The organism is Streptomyces sp. NPDC058086 (genome assembly GCF_042885015.1).
GTDB lineage: Bacteria > Actinomycetota > Actinomycetes > Streptomycetales > Streptomycetaceae > Streptomyces.
On the sequence record NZ_JBHVST010000110.1, the window covers coordinates 1 to 24,667 of the forward strand.

At 70.5% G+C, this 24,667-nt stretch carries 20 protein-coding genes and 2 tRNA genes; 4 read left to right on the plus strand and 18 right to left on the minus strand.

The window, feature by feature from the left end; translation table 11 throughout:
• Positions 1-45: 45 nt before the first annotated feature.
• From ACFVWD_RS47400 to ACFVWD_RS47435, 8 genes are all read right to left on the minus strand, one after another.
• Positions 46-2,310, minus strand: a complete 2,265-nt coding sequence (locus tag ACFVWD_RS47400) for a glycosyltransferase family 39 protein (protein WP_389604541.1) — start codon at positions 2,308-2,310, stop codon at positions 46-48.
• Positions 2,307-3,845 carry a glycosyltransferase gene (locus tag ACFVWD_RS47405; RefSeq protein ID WP_389604543.1) on the minus strand — a complete coding sequence of 513 codons (1,539 nt, stop codon included), beginning with the start codon at positions 3,843-3,845 and terminating at the stop codon, positions 2,307-2,309. Before ACFVWD_RS47405 ends, ACFVWD_RS47400 begins: the two co-directional genes overlap by 4 nt.
• A gap of 14 nt (positions 3,846-3,859) precedes the next feature.
• Complete coding sequence (locus ACFVWD_RS47410) at positions 3,860-5,500, minus strand: sensor histidine kinase (RefSeq protein ID WP_389604544.1); 1,641 nt, start codon at positions 5,498-5,500, stop codon at positions 3,860-3,862.
• Positions 5,497-6,237: a response regulator transcription factor gene (locus ACFVWD_RS47415; RefSeq protein WP_054235077.1), complete on the minus strand. Its 741-nt coding sequence runs from the start codon at positions 6,235-6,237 to the stop codon at positions 5,497-5,499. The genes ACFVWD_RS47410 and ACFVWD_RS47415 overlap by 4 nt, the downstream gene beginning before the upstream one ends.
• Positions 6,238-6,396: 159 nt before the next feature.
• Entirely contained in the window at positions 6,397-7,239 is an 843-nt protein-coding gene (locus tag ACFVWD_RS47420) for an amidohydrolase family protein (RefSeq protein WP_389604590.1), read from the minus strand.
• 169 nt (positions 7,240-7,408) lie between these two features.
• Positions 7,409-7,801, minus strand: a complete 393-nt coding sequence (locus tag ACFVWD_RS47425; RefSeq protein WP_389604546.1) for an antibiotic biosynthesis monooxygenase family protein — start codon at positions 7,799-7,801, stop codon at positions 7,409-7,411.
• Between the two features lie 121 nt (positions 7,802-7,922).
• Entirely contained in the window at positions 7,923-8,792 is an 870-nt protein-coding gene (locus ACFVWD_RS47430) for a DUF2797 domain-containing protein (RefSeq protein ID WP_389604547.1), read from the minus strand.
• A 74-nt stretch (positions 8,793-8,866) separates the two neighbouring features.
• Positions 8,867-9,235 (minus strand): HGxxPAAW family protein, encoded by a 369-nt coding sequence (locus tag ACFVWD_RS47435; RefSeq protein ID WP_389604549.1) that lies wholly within the window; start codon positions 9,233-9,235, stop codon positions 8,867-8,869.
• Positions 9,236-9,346: 111 nt separating this feature from the next.
• Between ACFVWD_RS47435 and ACFVWD_RS47440 the strand changes: the two genes are divergently transcribed.
• A complete protein-coding gene (locus ACFVWD_RS47440; RefSeq protein WP_389604550.1) occupies positions 9,347-9,826 on the plus strand; it encodes a MarR family winged helix-turn-helix transcriptional regulator in 480 nt (159 codons plus the stop codon).
• Positions 9,827-9,943: 117 nt separating this feature from the next.
• Here ACFVWD_RS47440 and ACFVWD_RS47445 read toward each other — a convergent pair whose 3' ends face one another.
• Positions 9,944-11,044, minus strand: coding sequence for a Bro-N domain-containing protein (locus ACFVWD_RS47445; RefSeq protein WP_389604552.1), 1,101 nt, complete (start codon positions 11,042-11,044; stop codon positions 9,944-9,946).
• A 336-nt stretch (positions 11,045-11,380) separates the two neighbouring features.
• Here ACFVWD_RS47445 and ACFVWD_RS47450 point away from each other — a divergent pair, with 336 nt between their 5' ends.
• Positions 11,381-12,043 (plus strand): hypothetical protein, encoded by a 663-nt coding sequence (locus ACFVWD_RS47450; protein WP_389604553.1) that lies wholly within the window; start codon positions 11,381-11,383, stop codon positions 12,041-12,043.
• 126 nt (positions 12,044-12,169) lie between these two features.
• On the opposite strand, the gene ACFVWD_RS47455 is transcribed toward ACFVWD_RS47450, so the two are convergent.
• The 4 genes from ACFVWD_RS47455 to ACFVWD_RS47470 form a co-directional block, all read right to left on the minus strand.
• Positions 12,170-12,514, minus strand: coding sequence for an Ig domain-containing protein (locus ACFVWD_RS47455; RefSeq protein ID WP_389604555.1), 345 nt, complete (start codon positions 12,512-12,514; stop codon positions 12,170-12,172).
• An 838-nt stretch (positions 12,515-13,352) separates the two neighbouring features.
• Positions 13,353-13,724 (minus strand): VOC family protein, encoded by a 372-nt coding sequence (locus ACFVWD_RS47460; protein WP_389604557.1) that lies wholly within the window; start codon positions 13,722-13,724, stop codon positions 13,353-13,355.
• Positions 13,725-13,843: 119 nt separating this feature from the next.
• A tRNA-Arg gene (locus ACFVWD_RS47465) sits at positions 13,844-13,916 on the minus strand.
• A 194-nt stretch (positions 13,917-14,110) separates the two neighbouring features.
• Positions 14,111-14,201 (minus strand) — tRNA-Ser (locus ACFVWD_RS47470).
• Positions 14,202-14,421: 220 nt separating this feature from the next.
• Between ACFVWD_RS47470 and ACFVWD_RS47475 the strand changes: the two genes are divergently transcribed.
• Entirely contained in the window at positions 14,422-14,919 is a 498-nt protein-coding gene (locus ACFVWD_RS47475; RefSeq protein ID WP_389604559.1) for an SSI family serine proteinase inhibitor, read from the plus strand.
• A gap of 202 nt (positions 14,920-15,121) precedes the next feature.
• A complete protein-coding gene (locus tag ACFVWD_RS47480; protein ID WP_389604561.1) occupies positions 15,122-19,240 on the plus strand; it encodes a PAS domain-containing protein in 4,119 nt (1,372 codons plus the stop codon).
• 102 nt (positions 19,241-19,342) lie between these two features.
• On the opposite strand, the gene ACFVWD_RS47485 is transcribed toward ACFVWD_RS47480, so the two are convergent.
• The 5 genes from ACFVWD_RS47485 to ACFVWD_RS47505 form a co-directional block, all read right to left on the minus strand.
• Positions 19,343-21,019: a long-chain fatty acid--CoA ligase gene (locus ACFVWD_RS47485; protein ID WP_389604562.1), complete on the minus strand. Its 1,677-nt coding sequence runs from the start codon at positions 21,017-21,019 to the stop codon at positions 19,343-19,345.
• A gap of 149 nt (positions 21,020-21,168) precedes the next feature.
• Positions 21,169-21,714: a SigE family RNA polymerase sigma factor gene (locus ACFVWD_RS47490; protein WP_389604564.1), complete on the minus strand. Its 546-nt coding sequence runs from the start codon at positions 21,712-21,714 to the stop codon at positions 21,169-21,171.
• 254 nt (positions 21,715-21,968) lie between these two features.
• The gene (locus ACFVWD_RS47495; RefSeq protein ID WP_389604566.1) at positions 21,969-23,138 is read right to left on the minus strand and encodes a lipid-transfer protein; all 1,170 of its coding nucleotides are present in this window, start codon (positions 23,136-23,138) and stop codon (positions 21,969-21,971) included.
• On the minus strand, positions 23,135-23,530 hold the full coding sequence (locus tag ACFVWD_RS47500; RefSeq protein ID WP_389604592.1) for a MaoC family dehydratase: 396 nt from the start codon (positions 23,528-23,530) through the stop codon (positions 23,135-23,137). The genes ACFVWD_RS47495 and ACFVWD_RS47500 overlap by 4 nt, the downstream gene beginning before the upstream one ends.
• Positions 23,531-23,595: 65 nt before the next feature.
• On the minus strand, positions 23,596-24,666 hold the full coding sequence (locus ACFVWD_RS47505; protein ID WP_389604567.1) for an acyl-CoA dehydrogenase family protein: 1,071 nt from the start codon (positions 24,664-24,666) through the stop codon (positions 23,596-23,598).
• Position 24,667 lies beyond the last annotated feature (1 nt).

Below are 24,667 nucleotides of genomic sequence, written 5' to 3' on the forward strand. Positions count from 1 at the left end.
GAGCTGGATCGCTCCGGGCCACCGCCCTGCGTACAAGACCTGCCGTCAGCTGCCGGTCGGCTGCGTCAGGTCGTAGAAGGTGGCCGAACCGACCGTCACCTTCTTGAAGTTGGCCGTGACCCACGAGCTGATCTGGGAGGAGGTGGAGGTGGTGGAGGAGGAGTTGCCGCCGCCCATGCCACCGCCCATGCTGCCGCCCGAGATGAAGTAGTGGATCTTGCCGTCCGTCACGTACTTCTTGAACTGGGCCAGCGTCGGGGACGGGTCGGTGCCGTTGAAGCCGCCGATCGCCATCACCGGCTTGCCGGTGGCGAGCTGGTAGCTCGCGGAGTTCTGGGAACCGATGGCCGCGGCCGCCCAGGTGTAGTCGCCCGCGTTGGTCTCCAGCAGCTTCTTGGCCGCGGAGCTGACGGTCGCGCCGTTGAGCAGACCGCCCACGCCGCCACCGCCCATGCCGCCCTCGCCCGTCGCGCCACCGCCGGGCATGCCGCCCTGCTGGTTCTGGCCCTGGGTATTGCCGTTGCCCTGCTGGTTCTGACCGGGGAAGCCGCCGGTGCCACCGGTACCGCCCGTCGGGGGCTGGCCCATGCCGCCGCCCTGCTGGGTAGTGCCGTTACCGCCCTGCTGGTTCTGGCCCTGAGTGTTGCCGCCACCGGGGAAGCCGCCCCGCATGCCACCGCCGCCACCGGGACCACCCCGGCCGCCCATCATGCTGGCGCCCGCCGGACCGGCCGTGACGATCGAACCGGTGTGCCCGGTGTTCACCGTGGACAGCGTGTACGCCGTCGGGCCCGCGACCGAGGCCACAAAGCTCAGCCCGACCGCCGCGAGGGCCAGTTGACGGCCCAGCCTGGCCGCGAAGATCAGGCCGAGCGCGCCGACGAGACCGCCGATGAGGACCAGCCACTTCAGCCACGGCAGGTAGGTGGGGGTGCGGTTGAGGAGGACGTATCCCCAGGCGGCGCTCGCAGTGACCGCGCCGGCGAGGGTGAGCGAGGCCCAGATCTTGCTCCGCTCCTCCCACAGCACCGTCGCGCCCATGCCGACGACAGCCGCGATGTAGGGGGCCAGGGCCACCGTGTAGTACTGGTGGAAGATGCCGGCCATGTAGCTGAAGATGATCGCCGTCATCAGCAACGCGCCGCCCCAGGCGAGGAACGAGCTGCGCGTCAGGTCGGTCCTCTTGGCCTTGCGGGTGAGCACGATCCCCGCGACGAACAGGATCAGCGCGGCGGGCAGCAGCCACGAGATCTGGCTGCCGATCTCCGAGTTGAACATCCGGTTCCAGCCGGTCTCGCCCCACTGGCCGGTGCCACCGCCACCGCCACCGCCACCGACACTGCCGGTCTCGTCGCCGTTGATGCGGCCGAGGCCGTTGTAGCCGAAGGTCAGCTCGAGGAAGGAGTTGTTCTGCGAGCCGCCGATGTACGGGCGGGAGGACGCGGGCCACAGCTCCACGATCGCCACCCACCAGCCGCCGGCGACGACCATCGCCACCGCCGAAAGACCCAGCTGGGCGAACCGCTTCCTGAGCTGCACCGGCGCGCAGACCGCGTACACGACCGCGAGCGGCGGCAGGATCAGGAAGGCCTGCAGGGTCTTCGCGAGGAACGCGAAGCCGATCGCGACACCCGCCCAGACCAGCCACTTCGTCCGGCCGTCCTCCAGAGCGCGGACCACGCAGTAGATCGTGACGGTCATCAGCAGCGCGAGCATCGCGTCCGGGTTGTTGAACCGGAACATCAGCGCGGCGACGGGAGTGAGCGCGAGCACCGCGCCCGCGATCAGACCGGCCGCTGGGCTGAAGCGACGGCGCAGTGCCCCGTACAGGACGCCGACCGTGGCGACGCCCATCAGCACCTCGGGGACGAGGATCGCCCACGAGTTGAGACCGAAGATCCGTACCGACAGGGCCATCGGCCACAGCGAGGCCGGGGGCTTGTCGACGGTGATGGCGTTGGCCGAGTCGAGCGAGCCGAAGAAGAGCGACTTCCAGCTCTGGCTGCCGGCCTGGACGGCCGCGGAGTAGAAGGAGTTGGCGTACCCGGAGGCGCTCAGGTTGTAGAGGTAGAGCAGGCCGGTGGCGACGAGCAGGGCGAGGAAGGCGGGGCGTACCCAGCGCGGGTCCTCTGGCCGGCCGCGCCAGGCGCGTCGGAAGAACGGCTGCTTGGGGTCACCGGACCGGGGGGCCGCGGTGGGCGGCGCCACGGGCTCCTGCAGAGCCGTCGAACTCGGCGGCCCCCAGGAGAGCTCGGCGCCCCCGGAGGGGCTCGCGCCCCCCTGGTGGCTCGTATCGGACTGAGTCGTCATCGTGCGTCCCTCGTGTCCCTCGGGTCGTGATCGTGCGGGCGCACCGCTTGCAGCTGCATGGTTGCGTCCCCCCAGGTGCGGTCCGCGGCTTCACCGGCGCGGAACTCGTTGGTCTGGTTGTGGTCGTAGTTGATGTACGGAGCTTGGGGCGCCGTCGCGTTCGGGCGCTGGGGCAGCGGCGTGTGCGGGTGCTGCTGGTGCGAGTGCGGGTGCTGCTGGTGCGCCGCCGTCGTCGTGCCGTAGGTGGGCGAGGCCGGGTTGTGCGAGGCGACGACCGTCGAGGCCGCCGTGTCGTCACGCCGGTCCGGGAAGACCCAGGCGCGGAAGAGCAGGAACCGCAGCACGGTCGCCGCGAGGTTGGCGGCGATGAGCACCGCGAGTTCGGTGGAGTGCGCCGGGCTGCTCGTCGCCGCGTTCAGGGCGGCGAGCGAGCCGCTGGTGAGGGCGAGGCCGATACCGAAGACGACCAGGCCCTGCGCCTGGTGCCGAACCGCGCTGCCGCGGCCGCGGACGCCGAAGGTCAGACGGCGGTTGGCCGCGGTGTTGGCGACGGCCGAGACGAGCAGGGCGAGCGCGTTGGCGATCTGCGAGCCCGAGAACGAACGGAAGGCGCTGTACAGGAGCAGGTAGAAGAGGGTGGAGAGGGCGCCCACCACGCAGAAGCCGACGAGCTGGCGGGCCAGGCCCTTGGGTACGTCGGTCAGGTCGCGGTCGCGGGGATCGTCCCCGAAGGGGCGCGCGAGCCGGTCGAGCGGGAGCGAACCGGTGGCAAGGGCGCGCCCCACGCGCCACACGCCCTTCAGGTCGTCGGTCGCGGTCTTCGCGATGTGCACGGTCGAGTTCGGGTCGTCGACCCAGTCGACCGGCACCTCGTGGATGCGCAGTCCGGCGCGCTCGGCGAGCACCAGCATCTCGGTGTCGAAGAACCAGCCGGTGTCCTCGATCAGCGGCAGCAGTACCTGGGCGACATCGCGGCGGATCGCCTTGAAGCCGCACTGCGCGTCCGAGAAGCGGGCCTGCAGCGAGCCGCGCAGGATCAGGTTGTAGGTGCGGCTGATGAACTCCCGCTTGGCGCCGCGCACCACGCGCGAGCTGCGGGCGAGCCGGGAGCCGATCGCGAGGTCCGAGTGGCCCGAGATCAGCGGGGCCACCAGCGGGAGGAGGGCGTTGAGGTCGGTGGACAGGTCCACGTCCATGTAGGCGAGGATCGGAGCGTCCGAGGCCGACCACACGGTGCGCAGCGCGCGCCCGCGGCCCTTCTGCTCAAGCCGGAAGGACCTGACTTCCGGTATCTCCGACTCCAGCCGTGCGGCCACCTGAGGGGTGGTGTCCGTAGAGGCGTTGTCCGCGACCGTGATGCGGAACGCGTACGGGAAGGTGCGCTTGAGATGCTCGTGCAGTCTCACCACACACGGCTGGAGATCCTTCTCCTCGTTGTAAACGGGGATCACTACGTCCAGGACAGGCGTACCGGCGGACCCGGCCGGGAGGTGCTCCCGCGCCGGCAGGTTGCCGGGAGAAGAGTCGGTTCGCATGCGAACGACTCTCGTCAAACGCCCTGTTGCACCCATGTGGTGGCGCTGTGCTGTGCCTGTGAGAACAGTTGCGCCTTTGTTTCCACGAACGGATCGACGGCGATCGCGGGCAGATGAAGGGTGAACACGGTTCGTCCGGGCATGCTGTCCACGGTGACGGCACCGCCGTGCGCGGCCGCGACGGCCTGCACGATGGCCAGTCCCAGACCCGTCGAGCCGGAGGACCGGGAACGCGAGGAATCACCGCGTGCGAAGCGTTCGAAGACGCGCGGAAGCAGGTCGGGCGGGATGCCGGGCCCGTCGTCCTGGACGTCCACGCACAGCCACGGCCCGTGCCGGTGCACGCGTGCGGTGACGGTCGTACCGGGCGGGGTGTGCGTTCTGGCGTTCGCGAAGAGATTGACCATGACCTGTTGCAGCCGTGCGGCGTCCGCGAGGACGAGCGCGGGCTCCTCCGGCAGTTCAAGCCGCCAGTTGTGGTCGCGTCCGGCCGCCCGGGCGTCGCTCACGGCGTCGATGACGAGCGGTACGAGATCGGTCTGGTCGTACTGGAGCGGGCGTCCGGCGTCCAGCCGCGCGAGCAGCAGCAGGTCCTCCACCAGCCCGGTCATCCGGCTGGCCTCGGACTCGATCCGGCCGAGGGCGTGCCGGGTGTCGGGCCCGGTCTCCTCGCGGCCGCGTCTGGTCAGCTCGGCATAGCCCCGGATCGACGCCAGCGGTGTGCGCAGCTCATGACTCGCGTCCGCGACGAACTGCCGTACGCGCATCTCGCTCTGCTGGCGTGCGTGCAGGGCGCTGTGGATGTGGTCGAGCATGCGGTTGAGCGCGGCTCCGACCTGACCGACCTCGGTGTGCGGGTCGGCCTCGGACTCCGGAACCCGCTCGTAGAGGGTGACCTCGCCGGTGTGCAGGGGGAGCTCGGAGACGCGGGTGGCGGTGTTGGCGACTTTGCGGAGGGGGCGGGTGGCCACGCCCACGAGCACGTACCCGGCGATACCGGCGGCGACCAGGCCGGCGGCGGTGACGCTGATCTCGACGAGGATGAGGGTGTCGATGTTGTCATCGACGTCCTTGGTGGGCAGCGCGATGTAGAAGGCGTCGCTGTTGTCCCGGCTCGCCACGTACTTCACGAGGTAGTTCCCGAACCCCGGGATCTCCACGCTGTGGGACTTGTTGTCCTTCGGTACGGCCTCCAGCACCTTCTTCTGCACCGCGGTGAGATTGCCGGCGAACATCCTCTTGAAGAATCCGTCGTTGTCGTTCTGCTGCTTGGCGACGGCGGCGGAGGTGATCGAGCCGTTCTTCACGTACGCGGCGACGGTCTTGGGCTGTGTCGGGCCCTTGGTCAGGAGGTTGTCGACCTTCTCGCTCGGTGTGGCGGTGTCCGCCGAGGAGGAGTCCGGCGCCCCCGGAGCCGCACCGGGGCTCGCGCCGCCCGGAGCCTGCTGCATATGACCGACCGCTCGCATGGCGATGTCGGTCACCTTGACGTCCAGCTGCTGATACAGGTGGTCGCGCAGGGCCAGCGTGGTCACGGTGCCGATCACCGCACACACCACAGCGATCAGCGACACGGACGCGACGACGAGCCGCGTCCGCAGCGTGCGCGGCTGTCGTCCTCGCCCCTGCTTACGCGGCCGTCGTCGCCCGCTCATGACGCCGCGGGCTTGATCAGGTAACCGGCCCCACGCCTGGTGTGGATCATCGGCTCACGCCCGGCGTCGATCTTGCGGCGCAGGTAGGAGATGTAGAGCTCGACGACATTGGCCTGGCCGCCGAAGTCGTACGACCACACGCGGTCGAGTATCTGTGCCTTGCTGAGTACACGCCGGGGATTACGCATCAGGAACCGCAGGAGTTCGAACTCCGTCGCGGTGAGGTGAATGTTCTCCCCGGCACGCGAGACCTCGTGGCTGTCCTCGTCGAGGGTGAGGTCGCCGACGACGAGCACGGAGTCGGATCGCCGGTCGGCGGCACCGGAACGGCGGATCAGTCCGCGCAGCCGGGCCACGACCTCTTCGAGGCTGAAGGGCTTGGTGACGTAGTCGTCGCCGCCGGCCGTCAGCCCCGCGATGCGGTCCTCGACGGCGTCCTTGGCCGTGAGGAAGAGGACGGGCACGTCGGGCAGATCGCGGCGCAGGCGCCCCAGGACCGCGAGGCCGTCCATGTCCGGCAGCATCATGTCGAGGACAACGGCGTCGGGCCGAAACTCGCGCGCGGTCTGCACCGCACCCTGTCCGTCACCCGCGCTGCGGATCTGCCAGCCTTCGTAGCGAAGGGCCATGGAGAGCAGCTCGGTGATCGACAGCTCGTCGTCCACTACCAGCACTCGGACGGGGCTCCCGTCCGGCCTCAGCAGTTCGGTGCGCCCCTGGGGCGAGGTCGTGGTCATAGCGGACACCTTGTCGGGGTCCTCTGAGAGCACGCTTTCGGGAACCTGTGATTTCCCTGAGAAACACACAGGTGCCTCTCAGGGAACTCCTGGGAAGATCACGAAGTCCCCAACGGCTGTTCCTGGGCGTCCCGTTCAGGGACTGATCAGCCGTCCCGCTCAGGAACCGATCATGAAGAGACGCGCACCGTTCTCGTAGCAGACCGCCCTCAGCCAGTCGTCCCCGAGCCCGAGGCGTTCGAGGGCGTGCAACTGGTGGACGTACGGATAGGGGATGTTCGGGAAGTCGGTCCCCAGCAGGACCCGTTCACCGAGGGCGGCGAGCCGGGTCCTGGCCTCCCGCGGAAACGGTGCGAACCGCTCGCTGAAGTCCGTGAACGCCATCGTCGTGTCCAGCCGCACCTCCCCGTAGCGCTCCGCGAGGGCGAGGAAGTCCTCGTACTCGGGCATCCCCATGTGCGCCACGATCAGCCGCAGCCGGGGATGCCGGGCGAGGACACGGGCGACCGGCTCGGGCCCGGTGTGCTTGCCGGGCGCGGGGCCGGACCCGCAGTGGATCACGACGGGGACCCCGGCCTCGGCGAGCAGCCCCCAGGTGGAGTCGAGGAGTTGATCACTCGGGTCGTACGCCCCCACCTGGACGTGCGCCTTGAAGACGCGAGCCCCTTGCTCCAGGGCCTCCCGCACGTACCCCTCGACGCCCGGCTCGGGGAACAGGGTCGCGGTGTGCAGGCAGTCGGGCGTCCGGCGGGCGAAGTCGACGGCCCAGGAGTTGAGCCACCGCGCCATGCCGGCCTTGTGCGGGTAGAGCATCGCGGTGAAGGCCCGTACCCCGAACTCCCTTATCACCGCGAGCCGTTCGCTCTCCTCGGCGCGGTAGGTGATGGGCCACTCGACGCCGCCGGTCAGCGGCCCGAGCGCGTCGAAGTAGTCCCACACCTTGCGCAGGACGCGCTCGGGCATGAAGTGCGTGTGGACATCGACGAGCCCCGGAAGCCCCAGCCGCTCCCAGAACCGCCGTACGTCCTCCCCGCCGGACCCGCCCTCCCCGTCAGACCTGTCAGACCTGTCAGACCCGTCAGACCCGTCGGCCGCGCGCACGCTCGCTCCTGCCACTCCGCCCTACCTCCTTGCTCCGCCCGGTCCCCGTGCCCTGCTCGATCCCCGTGTCTTACTCGGTCCCCGTGCCCTGCTCGGGCCCGATGCCCTGCTCAGTCCCCGGAGTCCGCTCGAACTCATGGCTCCGCTCGACCTTGGCGATGTGCAGCGTGTAGCGCTCGTACCATTCGGCGCGGCCTCGCCGCTGTGCCGCGCGGTGCTCGGCGTGCCCGCTCCACTGCCGGATCGCGTCCGCGTCCCGGAAGTACCCGACGGTGATCGCCAGCCCGCCCGGCGTGCGCGCGTAGTCCATGCCGAGGTAGCCCGGGATGTCCTTCACCAGCTCCTCCATACGCTCGTTGGTCTCTCCGTACCCTCTGTCGTCCTCGGTCCTGACGGAGGTGAACACGGCTGCGTAGTAGGGGGGTTCGTGGGCTGCGACAGGTGCAATGGAGTGATCGCTCATGGCAACCACTGTCGGGCCGGGTCTCCCCACCCGTCCAGGCCCTTTCCGAACGGGATCCAAGAGGGATCCAACTCTTGACCCTCGGCGAACGGCATCCGCGCGGGCACTCACGCTCGGGCACTCAGAAGAGTCCGTCCTGCTTCACACTCCTGTCTTCCCACTCCCTTACGGGAACCGTCAGCTGCTCACCCCTGACCGCGGTCAGCTCCCACCCGGTCATGAGCCGCGTATCGACCACTACGACCCCACGCCCGGTCGAAAGATGCAGATCGGGCCCGGCCGCGGCGACCAGCTCCCCGCTCACCACACCGCCCGCGACCAGCTCGCTCACGACACCGACGGCGGGCTGGAGCCCTTCGAGCCCGAACACCTCCGTGTGATCGACGGCCTGGAAGCGCGCCCGCTCCAGGGACTCGGGCCAGCCTTCGAGCTCCATGACCCGCGCGTGCAGCCCCCGGATCTCCTCCAGCCGCTCGCCCGCCCCCGGCAACGCGGCCCGCACCGCCCTCTTCTCGGCGTACGGGATCCGATCCGGCACCCCAAGCGCGGCCCGCAGCAGCTCCTCGGTCCGCCGCGCCGCCATCAACGGTCCCTGCCCCAGCCAGCTGAAGACGACGGCCCCCTGCTCCAGCAGCCGAGCCGGCCCGCGCGCGACTCCGGTGATCCCGACCTTGACCATGCCGGGCCCGAACCACGCGAGGTACACGCGGTACGGCCGCGGGTCGTCGGCCATCGTGTCGGCGGCCACGGAGTGCGCGCGGTCCAGCCGCGCGCACTCCTCACAACGGGCCCCCGCACTCCGCCCCGACACCACCGCCCGCACCGGACACGCGTTCCCCCGCGCGCCCACACACGTCCGTACGCCCTCGTCCACCACCCCAAAGGCCACCCGCTTCCCCCAGGACAGCGCGCTGCTCCGCCCGCCGCCCCACATCAGCACGGGGCCGTCGGCCGACCACCGCAGACCCGAACATCTCCACGTCTGTGCCATCACTCACGAGCGTAGGCGTTGCCACCGACAACGGGGCCGGGCGGCGATCAGGCTGCCCGGCGAGCGGGCAGCCGTTAGGTGGCGGACTCGGTCACGGGTTCACCACTCACAGGCTTACCGCCGACAGCCACGTCCGACCTGACCGCGGGTCGCCCACGCCCCGCCAGCCGGCACCCCAGACACCCGGGATGCCCCTCCCGCGCGCGCAGGTCCCTGACCCGCAGTCCCCACTCCGAGGCCGGCCGCCGCCCGGGCGGCTTGCCCCAACCGGCGAGGTGGAGCACCCAGGTGACCAGCACGCTCACGACCACGACCGCCAGCCCGCCCCATTCGCCGAGGGCGTTGTCGGCGCAGACCCCCAGCCCGATGCCCGCCACCCCCACGGTGGCGATCCCGAATCCGATCCAGCCCGCGAGGGTGTGCCCCTCGTCATGCTTGCTCACGTATTGCCTCCCTCTGTCCGAACAGCGGAGTTTCGTGACGTGAAGGACTAGAATCCCTCACAGGCTAAGAAATCTACTCCAGAAACATCTCACGTGCTAAGGGAAATGCACATGCAGCAGGGCACGCCGCGCCCACCCGCGACCCCGGCCCAGGCACTGAGCGCCATGGACCACCTCATCGCGACGGGCATGATCGGCCAGCAGGAGATGGCCCAGCGGCTGAACCTGAACGTCACCGACCTCACCTGCTTCGGCTTCGTCCTGGAGGCGGGTGACACCCTGCTCACGGCCGGCGACCTCGCGGAGCGGGCCCATGTCACGACGGGCGCCGTCACGGGGATCCTGAACCGCCTCGAACGCGCCGACTACGTCACCCGCCGTCCCGACCCCGACGACCGCCGCCGTGTCCGCGTGGCCGCGAACCCGGACGCGGTCGCCCGTGTCATGGCCCTCTACGAGCCGCACTACGCCCGCGTCACCGAACTCTTCTCCGACTACTCGCCCGCCGAAATCGCGGTCCTGTACGACTGGTTCACCCGTACGGGAAAGTTGATGAGCGAATACCTGGAGGAGCTGCGGAAGGGCGACTGAGCCTGCGCGCCTTCACCTAACGTGGGAAGGGCCCGAAGCCGCAAGTATGGGATGCGACTTCGGGCCCTTCTCCTTCGTCCGGCGCCCTCCAGCGTCCCCGGTATCCCCGGCGTCCTCCTAAGGCAGCACGTACACCGGCGCCCCGTCCGCCGCGCACCCGCTCTGCTTCATGCATCCGCGCTTGAGCAGCATCCGCACACTGTCGTGCACGCGCTCCACCGTCAGCCCGGTTCGCCCGGCGATGTCCTCCGGTCGGTACTGCGCCTTCCCCCGCACGAGCGCGGGCGCGAGATACGCCGCCACGGCGTGCACATCCGCGGTGACGACAAGATTCCTCGCCTGCCACCCCGCCAGCAGTTCCTGCGGAGTCATCACCGGCGGCTTCCCGCCCCCGCCGGCCGCCCCGATCCGCCCCGCGATCCGGTCCAACGACTCTGCCATGCGCCCCAGGGCCGCCGCCATCGCGTCCTGGCTCCGGGCAATCGCCTCCTGGCTGCGAGCGATCACCTCCTGACCCCGAAAGATCATTTCCTGACTGCGCGCCATCGCGTCCTGACTCCGGGCCATGGTGCTCCGGTCACCCTTCGACTCCCGCAACAGCTGATTCCTCTCAGCCATCAACTGCTCCCGTTGAGCCGCCAGCCGATTACCCTCGGCCATCAGGGCATTGCGCTCGGCCAGTATTTCGTTCCGCGCCGCCGCCCGCGCCGCGAACTCCTCGTCCGCCCGAATGTTCCGCTCCTCGAGCCGCACAATGGCATCGGCGACCTCCTGGGGCACGACATAGGCGACGCCACCGCCGGAGGCGGGCTGTACAGGGGCCGACTCGAGTTCGTAGCGGCCGTCGCGCTGGATGGTCACGACAACCTCGGCCACCCAGGCCTTGAAGGGCTCGCACTCGGGTTTGGTGCACCCGTTGACCAGTCTGACGAGCCCCTGCAGATTCACCATCTTCATCGACTTCTTGAGCCCGTGACCTGCAATCCTGCTCAATGCGTCTACTCCATAGACGCTTCGTGCAAGATCCTCGAGGCTCTGTTGGCAATCTTCCGCAACATGCCAGAGAAGGGCTTGGCGCGTGTTGGTGTAGCCAAGATCCTTGGCCACGTCCGCCGCCGGGAACCAGTGCTCCCCCTCAGCCAGCGTCAGCCTCCGCACCCGCGCCCCCGTCGCCGCGAACACGAAGTCGTTGACGTCGATCGCGTCCTGCTCGTACATCGAGCATCACCTCCATGCCGGAAAATAGGCGAGGAGTCATTCAACTCCCGTAGAAATCAATGACGTTCACTCGATAGGCGACAGCAGGATCGATTCCCCGCAAGCACCTCCACACCGGAAGCGCGCCACGGCGACGGCGTACGGGCCGGGGATTGTGCTCAGCCCGACGGCATCGGTCAAGTCCCGACTTCTCGCGTCACGTAATTCAGGGGCATGACCCGATTCACAGGACCGGGCCTAATGGACACATGCGACGCACGGCCGGAAACCCGTAAGTCGCAGACCATTTGTCAACCCACTGTCCCCCTCCCCCACTTCCACGGGATGTGAATTTCCATGACTCGCCGTTCCCATTTCCAGCGCCTTCTGCTGCTCGCCGCCTCGACCACCGTGATCGCCGGAGGCGCGGTGCTGCCCAGCAGCGCGATGGCCGCCACGGCGGCTCCGCACACGGCCGCCGTCACCACGGTCGCCTCCGATCATGACGGTCACCGTCAGCACGGCAGCCCCGCCTCCGACAAACAATGGGTGGATACCACCGACGCCAAGAGCGGCATCAAGTTCCGGCTCCCCGAAAAGCCCAGGGTCATGCAGTTCACCCAGGCCGTGGACGGAATGAACGGTCGCGTTTACAAGGTGAAGACCAATAACGGGGTCATCGTCTTCGCGGTCTTCGACCTGCCCGGCGCGAAGGGGGACCTCAACGACGGTCTTCGGGGCTTGGTGGACGGCTACAACGCGGCCGTCCGGTCCTCCAAGCACAAGCTCTCCAGCACCGACGTCCACAAGATCACGGTCCACGGCCAGCCGGCCCTCGACGCGCGTCTCTCAGCCCATGACGGCGCTTCGGGCTCCGCCCGCCTCATCGCCGGCGACGACCACTTCATCGAGATCATCTCTCTCAGCCCGAAGGGGAAGGAGAAGCCCATGAGTGAGACGTACCAGAAGCTCCTCGCGAGCGTCCGCAACCCGGACGCCCACACCACCCATGCCGACTGACGCCCACAAGACCGAACACACCGACGACGGCCGAAGCCGCAACCCCGTACTCCCCGAATGCCAGAGGCCCCGGAACCCTCCGGGGCCTCTGGACCGCCTACGCGACGTCTGCACACCTGGCCTCCGTTACCGCAGGCCCGCAGGTCGGCGGGGCTGGTGGCGCAGGTAGGGGGCGGGGGACTGCACGGTGAGTGTGAACTGCCGTGAGGCCGCGGGCACGTTCGGGTTGGGGTCGGTGGCCGTGACGGTGAACGTGAACGTGCCATGTGTGGTGGGAGTGCCGGAGATCTCTCCGCTGTCCGGGTCGAGGCTCAGGCCGGGGGGCAGGGAGCCGTCAGTAACCGCGAAGGTGGGGTTCCCGGTGCCGCCGGTGGTCTGCAGGGTGGTGGAGCAGGCGACGTTCTGGGTTGCGTCAGGCAGCGGGCTTACCGTGCTGAAGGCCAGGTCCTGGACCGTGTGGGTAATGGTCACCTGACCATTCGCGTCACGGGGTCCAACGGGCGAGGTGGAGTATGCGGTGCCGGTGCCCGTCGGGGGGGCGAAACTGCTGCCTCCACCGCCCCTCCCTCCACCAGCGGCACCCAAGGTGGTGGCCGAAGCGCCCGCTCCACCACCGCCGAAGTAACCGCCTCCGCCACCTCCGCCGCCGGCAACGACGGGGGAACCGCCGACAGTTCCTCCTGGGTCGCCGGCGAAATCGGAGTGGTGGTTCCCCCTCCACTCGACGCTCTGCCGTTGAACCCGCCAGCGGCACCCACGTTGCCACTACAGCCCCTGCCGCCGGCGCCACCCACATTGACAGTGCCGGGCGTCGGGGTTGCGGAGGCCGGGAGAGTGGTGACCACCCGCGCTCCTGCACCACCCGTTCCACCATTGACGCAAGAGCCGTTGCGGATGCTGCCACCGCCGGCGCGGGCGACGCCGTAGCCGCCGTAGCAGGAACCAGCCCAAGACCGGACAGGACCACGCACACGGCCGTCGCAGTGCCTGCGCCATGTCACCGCCCGCCGCCGAGCCTCCCGCGGTGAGGCACTGATCGCACGATCAGAGCCGGTTTCCGTGCCTGCCCATTGTCCACCGATCTCTCCCGAGGATTTGGGAACGAAGCCTGAATTCGAACCGCTCACAGCCAAGGCAGGACGTCAGCTCCTGACGGCGGCCAGGGAAGACCGGCTGTGGGCCGCGTACGAGCCGACCGTCCGCATCGGTCTGCGTCACGCTGAGCCGCGATCATTGAAGTCCTCGACCACAGCTCGATGCGGGTGACCATGGGCCGGTGTCCTGGTAGCCGTCTGATCAACTCCCAGGGCTATCCGATGAGGGTCTCCTTCGGGCGGACTACGCAGAACTCGTTCCCCTCCGGATCGGCCAGCACGGTCCACGACTCGTCGCCGCTCTGCCCGACGTCCACTCTGCGGGCGCCCAGGGCGAGGATTCGCTCGATCTCGGCTTCCCGGTCCTCCGCCGTGGAGGTCAGATCGAGGTGCAGGCGGTTCTTGACGACCTTGCGGTCGGTCACCGGCATGAAGCAGATTCCCACCGGCGCCGTCTCGTCCGGCCCGATCACGACCTCCCGCTCCCGCTCGGACAGGATCCGCCAGCCCAGCACCTCAGCCCAGAACCGGGACAGGGCGGGCAGGTCGTGGGCGTCGATGACGATGTGATGCAGCGAGACAGGCATGCCGGACAGTGTTCCCCTTTTAGGGGGTGGCCAGACCGGAGGCGGTTGCGGTCAAACACTGCCGTCAAGGCAAAAGCCAGAGGCCCTGTGGATCACTCCACAGGGCCTCTGGTCCGATGTGCACTCGGCAGGATTCGAACCTGCAACCTTCTGATCCGTAGTCAGATGCTCTATCCGTTAAGCTACGAGTGCTTGTTCTGTTGTTTCCTGCTTCGTCCCGCTTCCCGGGCTTTCGGCCCGCTCGCGGCGACAGGAAGAACATTACATGACTGCCGCCGCCATGTGAAATCCGTTTGCCGCACCCCTTGTGAGCTGGGAAAACGCGCTCCGCAGGTGCTCAACACCGAAGCCCCGGTCCAAGTGGACCGGGGCTTCGGATCTTGACGCGGAGGCGGAGGGATTTGAACCCTCGATGGGCTTTAAGGCCCAAACCGCATTAGCAGTGCGGCGCCATAGACCGGACTAGGCGACGCCTCCCGCACAACCGCCCGCGCGAGCGCAAGTGGTGCGTGCAGATGATGACACAGCCGGGTGGGGTGTCACCAATCGGCTCCCACGGTACTAGGCAGTCGGGCCACAGAGCAAAGTCCCGAGGAGTCGGAGAGCCGAGGAGTCGGAGAGCCGGAACTCCTGAGCGACGCGGGGCGCAGGCGTCGGCCGCGCGCAACCGCTCGCGCCCCCTCGCGTTAGTCAGGTCATGTTGCGTCGTCTCGTCCTCACCGCCGCCGCGTCCGTCGCGGCACTGTCCGCCGTGCCCGCCATGCCCGCCGTCGCCCAGGCCGGAGCCGCCCGCGCCGAGCCGGCCTCCCTGAGCCTGATGCCTCCGCCGACCCGCGACGACGATTCCGGGGACCGGCTGACCGTGACCGTCCAGCACACGGAAGGCGGCGACGGGACGTACGAACTGCGATGTCATCCCGATGGCGGCAGTCACCCCGACGTGGGCAAGGCGTGCACGACGCTGGACCGGCGGACCACCTGGGGCAAGGACCCCTTCGCCCCCGTGGCGCCCGGCACGATGTGCACGATGATGTACGGCGGTCCGGCCACCGCCCGTGTGACCGGGACCTGGGCCGGGCGGCCCGTCGACGCTCGGTTCGACCGGGCGGACGGCTGCCAGATCGCGCGCTGGGACGCCCTCGTCCCCCTGCTCCCCGGCTCCGCCCACAGCCGCGGCACGGCTCGGTCATGGTGACGCCATGGTTCGGCGAGGCAGGGAGGGCAGGGATGAAATGCGCGGTCACAGGTTCTTCCGTTCTTCTGCGTGCGACCTCCCTCTCATCCGGCGCCGCGAGCGCAACCTCTGCCCGTAGACTCCCTCGCGTGACACGCTGCGGGCAGGTTGGCAAGATGGCCCTCGCGGTCGGCAAGGTGCGGTAACAGGGAGGAAGCGTCTCGTGAGCAGCAGGCCATCCCGAGGCGCTGCTCGCCTCGCAGCCATACTGGACGCGCTGCCCGATGCCTTGGTGCTGGTCAACGCCAATGGCACGGTCGTCAACGCCAACACCATCGCCCTGGAGGCCTTCGAGGCCCCGGGTACGGCTCTGGTGGGCCGGGGGCTGCTCGATCTGCTGCCGCAGTTCGACTCGCGGCTGATCCCCGGGTCCATGCGGCGGCCCGAGACGATCGACCAGAGCGGGCGGACCAAGCCGACCAGGATGATCGCGCGGCGGACCGACGGCAGCGAGTTCCCGGTCGAGGTCACCAGCGCGAACCTGGAGAACGGCCAGCAGGCCTACGACAGTTACGGTCCCGCCCCTGACGAGCTGCTCATGCTCGTCGTACGCGATCTGTCGGGCACCGTCGACACCGAGGCCGAACTCGCGCGTTCGCAACGACAGACCGAGATGATCCTGCGCGCGGCGGCCGAGGGTGTCGTGGGCACGGACACGGAGGGGCGGGTCGTCCTCGTCAATCCGGCGGCCGCTCAGATACTGGGATACCGGGCCAGTGATCTCGGCGGGCAGGACCTGCACGCCCTCATCCTTCACTCGCGCGCGGACGGCGAGTCCTTCGCGTACGAGGAGTCCCCGCTCGCCGACACCCTGCGCTCCGGGCGCAAGCACCGGGTGCGCGGGCAGGTGCTGTGGTCCAAGTCCGGGAACAAGGTGCCGGTCGACCTGACGACCGCTCCGGTGCGCGACGGGGACCAGCTCGTCGGCGCCGTGATGACCTTCACCGACCGACGGCCGTACGACAGCCTCGTCGAGGAGAAGGACGCCGAGGCCACCCTGCACGCGGAGGAGATCGAGCGGATCAGCGAGGAGCACGCGGCGGAGCTGGAGGCGCTGCGTGAGCGGCACGCCGCCGAGCTCACCGAGGTGCGCGAGCGCCACGAGGAGGAACTCGCCGCGGGCGACGAGCGGTACGCGGCGCTCGGCGAGCGCGAGAAGGACCGCTACGAGGCACTGACCGCCCGGCACGACCAGCTCCTCTCGGTGCTCGGCCAGTCCCTGCGCGGGCCCCTCGACCAGCTGCGCGGTGAGCTCTCCAAGCTCGCCGCCGACGACGCCGGACAGCTGTGGCCCGAGGCCAACCAGGTGCTTCACCACCTCGCGGCGGGCTACTCGCGGATCACGACCCTCGTCGACAACGTGCTCGGCTATCAGCGGCTGGACGCGGGGGCCGAGCAGATCGTCCGTACGAACGTGATGCTGGACGCGGTCGTCGCGGCCGGTGTCGACGGGGCCGTCGAACTGATCGGGCCCGGGCGTGTGCAGTTCGCCGTGCACGCGCCGCCCATCGAGGCCGAGGTCGACCCGCAGCGGCTCGCGCAGGCGCTGGCGCACCTCATCGCGGACGTGGCCGGCGTCGACGCGACCGGCAACGCGCCGGTGTCCGCGGGCGGCTACATGGACAACACCGTCGTCGTGGCGGCGGCTCAGCGCGGCGAAGTCGTACGGATCGAGGTGCGCGGGCCGTACAGCGGGGGAGACCCGGTGCACGAGCCGATCGTGCGTGGGATCGTGCGCGCGCACGGCGGCGTGCTGCAGACGCACGAGGTGCCGGGGATGAGCGGCAGCGCGTTCGTGCTGGAGGTGCCGATCGGCGACGGGGCCGGAGCGATGGCCCCCGAGGCCCCGGTGTCGACCGGTGCCGAGATCGCCCTCCCCGAGCAGGCCTCGCACCAGAACGGTGGCAACCAGGGTGGTGGCAGGCGGCGGGCCCGGCGGTCCTCCGTGGACGCCTTCCTGGAGAGCGAGGACGCCCCCGCGGAGCCGGTCACGGCCGAGGGCGGTGCGGTCGCTCCCACCGGGCGGCGCAGGCGCCGTACGGCCGCGGAGCAGGAGGCCGCCGAGGTGTCCGTGCCCGCGCAGGCCCAGGGCCCCGGTGACGGCGATGGCGTCGCCACCGGGCGCCGTCGTGGGCGGCCGAGCCCGGTCGAAGGCGTGGACGGCGACGCGGCCGAGGGTGTGTCGGAGGGCGCGGTCGTCATGGCGGCCGAGCACGGGGCGGGAACCGCGGCCGTGGGTACGGGACTGGGCGGGACGGTGCCTCCGCAGGGGGTTCCCGTGGCTTCTCCGCAAGGGGTACCCGTGCCGTCCGGTCGGCGGGCACGGCGTGACGGCGAACAGCACGCGCTGCCGCCCGCGTTGCCGGCGGCTCCCAGCGCCCCGAGCGCGCCCGGTGCTCCGGGTGCCCCGGAGGCCGTCCCCGCCGAAGGTGCCGGGGCGCAGCCGACCGGGCGGCGTCGGCGGGCGCTGGCCGCGGCGGCCGAGCGGGCCGCCGTGCAGGACGGGGGCGCCCGGACCGTATTCGCGCTTCCGCCCGCGGAAGCGGACCGCTCACCCGAGTACATCCAGGCCGAACAGGCCCAGCAGGCGCAACGAGCCCAGCAGCAGCTCCTGGAGCAGGCGGGCGACGCCCTCGGCGGCGTCGCCGGTCGTGACCAGGGGGACGAGGGCCGGCACGACGGGATGCCGCACGACCCGGCCGACGATCACACTCCGCCCCAGCCGCACCCGGTTCCCGCGCCGTCGGGACCGCGGACCCGCCAGGCCCCGGCACCCGCCGCGGCTCGGCCAAACGCGGCGGCGGTTCCGGCCCAGGGCGTCCCCGTACCGGCCACCCCGGCACCCGGAGCCCCGGCACAGGCCGTCCCCGCGCAGGCTCCGGCTCCTTGGCCGGCCCCGAACGCCGACGACACCTCCGGCGCCGGCACTCCCGTACCGCCCGGCACCCCCGTGTCTCCGGGAGCGCCCGTAGCGCCCGGCGCACCCGGTCCCGCGGCGGCGGCCGCGCGCCAGGCCCAGCCGCAACCGCAGGCACAGACTCCTGCCGCCGGCACGCCCCTCCCGCCGGAGCAGCGCGCACCGCAGGTGCCCCGGTCGGGGGCTCAGCCGCGGATCGCCCAGCCGCTGCCCGCCGAGGCCGCCGCGCCGGTCGACCCCAACTCGACGCAGGGGCGCGCGTTCAGTGTGCGGACGCTCGGGCAGGGCGTGCCGTTCGTCCGCCAGCCGGGGGCCGTACCGGCCCAGGCGCAGGCGCAGGCGCAACAGACCGCCACGCCTCCCCCGCACCAGACCAACGGCTCCGGCCGCCGCCGCAAGCTCGGCACTCCCCCCGAGCCCGCCGCCGAGCGCCCCGAAACGACGGCGCGCCCGCACCCGCAGGCCGGGCAGACCGCCACGGCTCCCGGGCCGAGGCTGCCCGGAGCGACCGAGGGCGCCGGTCGGTCGTACGCCATAGGAGCCCCGGACAAGAACGCCGACGAGGGTCCTGAGCCGCTGGACGGTCCCGGTGGCGCGATCGAGGTCGCCGACCAGCCGCACCCGCGGCCCGTGGACGACGAGCTGCCCCCGGAGCCGCTGGACAACCCGCGCCGCCTCCTCGTGTGGCCCGCGCCGGACGTGACGACGCAGCAGGCGCTGAGCGACCGCGGCTACCGGCCCGTCGTCGTGCACTCGCGCGAGGAGGTGGACGCGCAGATCGCCGCGTTCCCGGCCGCGCTGTTCGTGGACCCGCTGACCGGTCCGATCACACGCACCGCGCTGCAGTCGCTGCGCCAGGCCGCCGTCGCCGCCGAGGTCCCGGTACTGGTGACGGCGGGACTGGGGCAGGCGACGCGGGAGGCGGCGTACGGCGCCGATCCCGCCGTGCTCCTGAAGGCGCTCGCGCCGCGGGACTCCGAGCAGCACCCGCCGCGCGTGCTGCTCATCGAGGAGCACGCGGAGATCGCGCTGGCGTTGACCTCGACGCTGGAGCGGCGCGGAATGCAGGTGGCGCGGGCGTCCACGGACGCGGACGCGGTCACGCTGGCCTCTCAGATGCGGCCGAACCTGGTCGTGATGGATCTGATGCAGGTACGGCGTCGGCGCGCCGGGATCGTGGACTGGCTGCGGGCGAACGGGCAGTTGAACCGCACCCCGCTCGTCGTCTACACCGCGGCTGTCGACCAGGCCGAACTGCCGCGCCTCGCCGCGGGTGAGACGGTCCTGTTCCTCGCCGAGCGCTCGACGAGCGTCGAGGTGCAGGACCGGATCGTGGATCTGCTGGCGCGCATCGGCACGAACTGATCCGCTGCGCTCCGGGCCTCGGAACTGGGTTCATTCATACGAAGGTTGGGGTGCTGTTTCACGTGAAACAGCACCCCAACCGTCATTCTGTCGCCGAGGACCTCAGAGCTGGGTGACGTCCAGCGCGCCCTCCGCGTACTGCCTGCGCAGCACCTTCTTGTCGAACTTGCCGACGCTCGTCTTCGGGACCGACTCGATGATCGTCCAGCGCTCGGGGAGCTGCCACTTGGCGATCTTGGCTTCCTCGGCGAGGAAGGTACGCAGCGACACGAAGTCGGCGGTGGCGCCGTCCCTGAGGACGACCGTGGCGAGAGGACGCTCGCCCCACTTGTCGTCGGGGACGGCGACGACGGCGGCCTCCGCGACGGCCGGGTGGGACATCAGCGCGTTCTCCAGGTCGACGGAGGAGATCCACTCGCCGCCCGACTTGATGACGTCCTTGGCCCGGTCGGTGAGGGTCAGGAAGCCGTCGTGGCTGATCGTGCCGACGTCGCCGGTCTTGAGCCAGCCGTCCTCGCTGAACTTGTCGGCGGGGCGGACCGGTTCGGCGCCCTGGCCGCCGTAGTACGCGCCCGCGATCCAGGGGCCGCGCACCTCCAGCTCGCCGGCGGACTCGCCGTCCCAGGGGAGGCGTTCACCGCCGGGGCCGGTGAGGCGGGCCTCCACGCCGGCCGGGAAGCGGCCCTGGGTGAGGCGGTACGCGAACTCCTCGTCCGTGCCCATGGCACTGGCCGGCGGCCGGGCGATCGTGCCCAGCGGGGAGGTCTCCGTCATGCCCCAGGCGTGGCAGACGCGCATGCCCAGCTTGTCGAAGGCCTCCATGAGGGAGGGCGGGCAGGCCGAACCGCCGATGGTGACCTGAGTGAGCGAGGAGACGTCCCGGGGCTTGGCGTGCAGTTCGCCGAGCAGGCCCTGCCAGATGGTGGGGACAGCCGCGGCGTGCGTCGGCCGCTCGGACTCGATCATCTCGGCGAGCGGCGCGGGCTGGAGGAAGCGATCCGGCATGAGGAGGTTGACGCCGGTCATGAACGTGGCGTGCGGCAGGCCCCAGGCGTTGACGTGGAACTGGGGGACCACCACGAGCGAGGTGTCCTGGTCGGTCAGCCCCATCGACTGGGCCATGTTGACCTGCATGGAGTGCAGGTAGATCGAACGGTGGGAGTAGATGACGCCCTTGGGGTCGCCGGTGGTGCCGGAGGTGTAACACATGGCCGCGGCGGCACGCTCGTCCAGCTCCGGCCAGTCGTACGTCGTCGGCTTGCCCGCGATCAGCTCGACGTACTCGTGCACCTGGACGCTCGCGCCCTCGAGCAGCGAACGGTCACCGGGGCCCGAGACGACCACGTGCTCGACCGTCGGCAGATGGGGGAGCAGCGGCGCGAGCAGCGGCAGCAGCGAGCCGTTGGCGATGATCACGCGGTCGGCGGCGTGGTTGACGATGAAGACGAGTTGTTCCGCGGGGAGGCGGAGGTTGAGCGTGTGCAGGACGGCGCCCATGGAGGGGATCGCGAAGTACGCCTCGACGTGCTCGGCGTTGTTCCACATCAGCGTCGCCACACGGTCGTCGTCCTCGACACCGAGGTCCTCGCGCAGTGCGTGCGCGAGCTGGGCGGCCCGGTCGCCGATCTCGGCGTAGGAACGGCGCTGCGGCTCTCCCTCACCCGTCCAGGTGATCACCTGCGATGTGCCGTGGATGGCCGACCCATGGGTCAGGATCCTCGAGATCAGCAGCGGTACGTCCTGCATCGTGCTCAGCACGGCGTCCTCCCGGGGCGACATTGCCTAACGAGGTGGCAAGGGATGCGCTGATTCTGCGCACATACCACGCGGTATGTCACTAGCTCCGGACGATCGATCAGGTCACAGGGGCCGTTCGGCGCGGACGGGAACTTTTCCGCGGGGGCCGTTGGGCCCGGATCTGCCGAAGGTCAGCGCACGGGTTCCAGCTCGGGGTCCTCGCGCAGCTTGCCCAGTGCCCGTGACACCGCCGACTTGACCGTGCCGACGGAGACGCCGAGTACCTCCGCGGTCTGCGCCTCGCTGAGGTCCTCGTAGTACCGCAGGACGACCATGGCCCGCTGCCGGGCCGGGAGCTTCATGATGGCGCGCCACATCGCGTCGTGCAGCGCCTGTTGCTCGGCCGGGTCCCCGGCGGGGATGCCCTCCGGCTCCGGCAGTTCGTCGCACACGAACTCGTCGACCTTGCGCTTGCGCCACTGTGAGGTCCGGGTGTTCAGCAGCGCACGCCGTACATAGCCGTCGAGTGCGCGGTGGTCCTCGATCCGCTCCCACGCGACATAGGTCTTGGCCAGCGCGGTCTGCAGCAGGTCCTCGGCGTCGCTCGGGTTCGCGGTCAGCGAGCGGGCGGTACGCAGCAGCACCGGCTGGCGTGCCTTCATGTACGACGAGAACGACGGGTACGGAAGGGTCCGCGTCCCGACGTTCGAACCGCTGGTGCAGACGAGTGTGGTCATGGCTCCACGCTAGGAGTGACCCCTACCTTTTCGGATCGGCCGCAGGTCCCGAAGGGATGTCCCCCTCAGGTTGTAGGAGGGGGGCTGGCCCCACCTCCTGAGGGTGGACGAGCGGCCCCTGCACCCTGAGGGTTCACCCCTGAGGGACCCATACGGCAGTAGTACGGCGACGGCTGCCGTACTACCCGGGGTGTCCCGGAGAGGCCCCGAGGGCTCCGCGACGCACGGAGAGCGGAGCGAGCCCGACAGCGTACTCATCCCCCGTCCGCCCCCAGGATCAGTCCCGACGTGGGGACCCCGGTGCCCGCGGTGACCAGGGTGCGGCGGGCGCCCGGTATCTGGTTCACGGACGTGCCGCGCAGCTGGCGTACGGCCTCCGCCACCCCGTTCATCCCGTGCAGATACGCCTCCCCGAGTTGACCCCCGTGGGTGTTCAGCGGCAGCCGCTCCTCGGCGACGAAGTCCGCGGCCTCCCCCGGCTTGCAGAACCCGAACTCCTCCAGCTGCATCAGCACGAACGGCGTGAAGTGGTCGTACAGGATGCCCACGTCGATGTCCTTGGGGGTCAGCCCCGAGGTCCGCCACAGCTGGCGCGCCACGACCCCCATCTCCGGAAGCCCGGTCAGCTCGTCCCGGTAGAAACTCGTCATCTGTTCCTGCGCCCGGCCCGCGCCCTGGGCGGCCGCGGAGATCACCGCGGGTGGGTGCGGCAGCTCTCGGGCGCGCTCCAAGGAGGTGACGACCAGCGCCTGGCCGCCGTCCGTCTCCTGGCAGCAGTCCAGCAGCCGCAGCGGCTCCACGATCCACCGCGAGGCCGCGTGTTCGGCGAGGGTGATCGGTCTGCCGTGGAAGTACGCCGCCGGGTTCGTCGCCGCGTACTTGCGGTCCACCACGGCGACGTGGCCGAACGCCTCGGGCGTCAGTCCGTAGGTGTGCAGATACCGCTGGGCCGCCATCGCCACCCAGGACGCCGGGGTGAGCAGCCCGAACGGCAGCGCCCAGCCGAGCGCGACCCCCTCGGCGGACGGCTCCCGCTGCTGCACCCCCGCCCCGAATCTCCGCCCCGACCGCTCGTTGAACGCCCGGTAGCAGACCACGACCTCGGCCACCCCGGTCGCCACCGCGAGCGCCGCCTGCTGGACGGTCCCGCAGGCCGCCCCGCCCCCGTAGTGCACCCGGGAGAAGAAGGACAGCTCGCCGATCCCGGCCGCCTGGGCGACGGTGATCTCCGGGCTGGTGTCCATGGTGAACGTGACCATCCCGTCCACCTCGGCCGGTGTCAGCCCGGCGTCGTCGAGCGCCGCCCGCACCGCCTCCGCGGCAAGCGTCAGCTCGCTGCGCCCGGAGTCCTTGGAGAACTCGGTGGCCCCGATCCCGACGATCGCCGCCCGGCCGCCGAGCCGGTCCCTCGTGCGCACGCTCACGAGACGCCTCCGGGCGGCAGGGTGACCGTCACGGTCCCGGTCACATGTCTGCCGATGCCGTTCGCCCCGACGACGCGCACGGTCGCGGTGTCGCCCTCGACCTCTTCGACCCTGCCGGTCAACACCATCGTGTCGCCTGGGTAGTTGGGCGCCCCCAGCCGTATGGACACCTTGCGGAGGACGGCGTCCGGCCCGAAGTGGTCCGTGATGTACCGCCCGACGAGGCCGTTGGTGGTCAGGATGTTCATGAAGACGTCGGGGGAGCCCCTGTGCCGCGCCAGCTCGGCGTCGTGGTGCACGTCCTGGTAGTCCCGGGACGCGATCGCCCCGGCCACGATCAGCGTGCGCGTGATCTCGATCTCCAGCGGCGGCAGCTCGTCACCGGCCCGCACGCACTCGCCCTCTCCGCCCCGCACGCGCTGTCCCCCGCCCCGCACGCGCTCCCCTTCCCCGGCCCTCATGTCTCCTCCTCCCCGCTCGCGATCAGCTCCCCCAGTTCCTGGAGGACTTCGCTCCCGCACCCCAGATACGCGTCCAGCTGCCGCCCCCACAGGAAGTGCCGGTGCACCGGGTGCTCCAGGTCTGCGCCCGTCCCTCCGTGCAGATGCTGGCCCGTGTGCACGACCCGCTGCCCCGCCTCGGACGCCCACCAGGCCGCGGTCAGCGCGTGCGTCGCGTACGCGAGCCCCTCGTCGCGCCGCCACGCCGCCTCGTACGCCGTCACCCGTATCGCCTCGGTGTCCATGTACGCGTCCGCGGCCCGGAGTTGGACACCCTGCTTGGCGGCGAGCGGACGTCCGAACTGCTCGCGTGTGTTGGTGTGCTCCACGGCTCGTGCCAGCGACCCGGCACAGACGCCGGCCTGCAGCCCAGCGAAGGCGGTCCGGGCGGTGGCAAGCACGTCGTCGTACGCGTCCGCCCCGCCCACCGGCTCACCCGGCGTCCCGTCGAGCGTCAGCCGTCCCGCCGCCCAGGGTGCCGTCAGCTCGACCGGCGCGCACCGCGCGTCAGCGGCCCGTACGAGCCACAACCGGCGCCGGTCGTCCGCGACGAGCACATGGGTGGCGTCCCGCAGCCACGGCACCACGGGGGCGACTCCGCTCAACCGCCCCACCGCGTCCGCCCGTACGCCCCCCGGCTCGAAGACCGCCCCGCACACCACCGTCGTCCCGTCCCCGATCCCCGGCAGCAGCCGCTCCCGCTGCTCCGGTGAACCGTGGGCCGACACCGCCAGCAGCCCGTACACACAGCTCGCCGCGAACGGCACCTGGGCCGTGGTGCGCCCCTGCTCCTCCAGGAGCAGCACCAGACCGAGCAGCCCCGTGTCCGCGACGGCCGCTACCAGCCCGGCCGCGCAGAGCGCCTTCCATGTCTCGGCGTCGCTGCCGGTGCCGGATGGGGGTCCCCCCTGCTCGAGCGAAGCCGAGAGCTCGGGGGAGGCGAGCCGCTCCGGGGTGGAGAGGTCGCCGAAGATCCGCGCGGCCAGGTCGCGGGCGGCCGTCTGTTCCTCGGTGGGCGTGAAGTCCATG

Excerpts from the sequence above, each read along its gene's own strand:
- ACFVWD_RS47430 (WP_389604547.1), bottom strand. The coding sequence starts at position 8,792 with ATGGCACAGACGTGGAGATGTTCGGGTCTGCGGTGGTCGGCCGACGGC.
- ACFVWD_RS47445 (WP_389604552.1), bottom strand. The coding sequence starts at position 11,044 with ATGTACGAGCAGGACGCGATCGACGTCAACGACTTCGTGTTCGCGGCG.
- ACFVWD_RS47450 (WP_389604553.1), top strand. The coding sequence starts at position 11,381 with ATGACTCGCCGTTCCCATTTCCAGCGCCTTCTGCTGCTCGCCGCCTCG.
- ACFVWD_RS47440 (WP_389604550.1), top strand. The coding sequence starts at position 9,347 with ATGCAGCAGGGCACGCCGCGCCCACCCGCGACCCCGGCCCAGGCACTG.
- ACFVWD_RS47400 (WP_389604541.1), bottom strand. The coding sequence starts at position 2,310 with ATGACGACTCAGTCCGATACGAGCCACCAGGGGGGCGCGAGCCCCTCC.
- ACFVWD_RS47490 (WP_389604564.1), bottom strand. The coding sequence starts at position 21,714 with ATGACCACACTCGTCTGCACCAGCGGTTCGAACGTCGGGACGCGGACC.
- ACFVWD_RS47460 (WP_389604557.1), bottom strand. The coding sequence starts at position 13,724 with ATGCCTGTCTCGCTGCATCACATCGTCATCGACGCCCACGACCTGCCC.
- ACFVWD_RS47505 (WP_389604567.1), bottom strand. The coding sequence starts at position 24,666 with ATGGACTTCACGCCCACCGAGGAACAGACGGCCGCCCGCGACCTGGCC.
- ACFVWD_RS47410 (WP_389604544.1), bottom strand. The coding sequence starts at position 5,500 with ATGAGCGGGCGACGACGGCCGCGTAAGCAGGGGCGAGGACGACAGCCG.
- ACFVWD_RS47425 (WP_389604546.1), bottom strand. The coding sequence starts at position 7,801 with ATGAGCGATCACTCCATTGCACCTGTCGCAGCCCACGAACCCCCCTAC.
- ACFVWD_RS47475 (WP_389604559.1), top strand. The coding sequence starts at position 14,422 with ATGTTGCGTCGTCTCGTCCTCACCGCCGCCGCGTCCGTCGCGGCACTG.
- ACFVWD_RS47405 (WP_389604543.1), bottom strand. The coding sequence starts at position 3,845 with ATGCGAACCGACTCTTCTCCCGGCAACCTGCCGGCGCGGGAGCACCTC.
- ACFVWD_RS47485 (WP_389604562.1), bottom strand. The coding sequence starts at position 21,019 with ATGTCGCCCCGGGAGGACGCCGTGCTGAGCACGATGCAGGACGTACCG.
- ACFVWD_RS47415 (WP_054235077.1), bottom strand. The coding sequence starts at position 6,237 with ATGACCACGACCTCGCCCCAGGGGCGCACCGAACTGCTGAGGCCGGAC.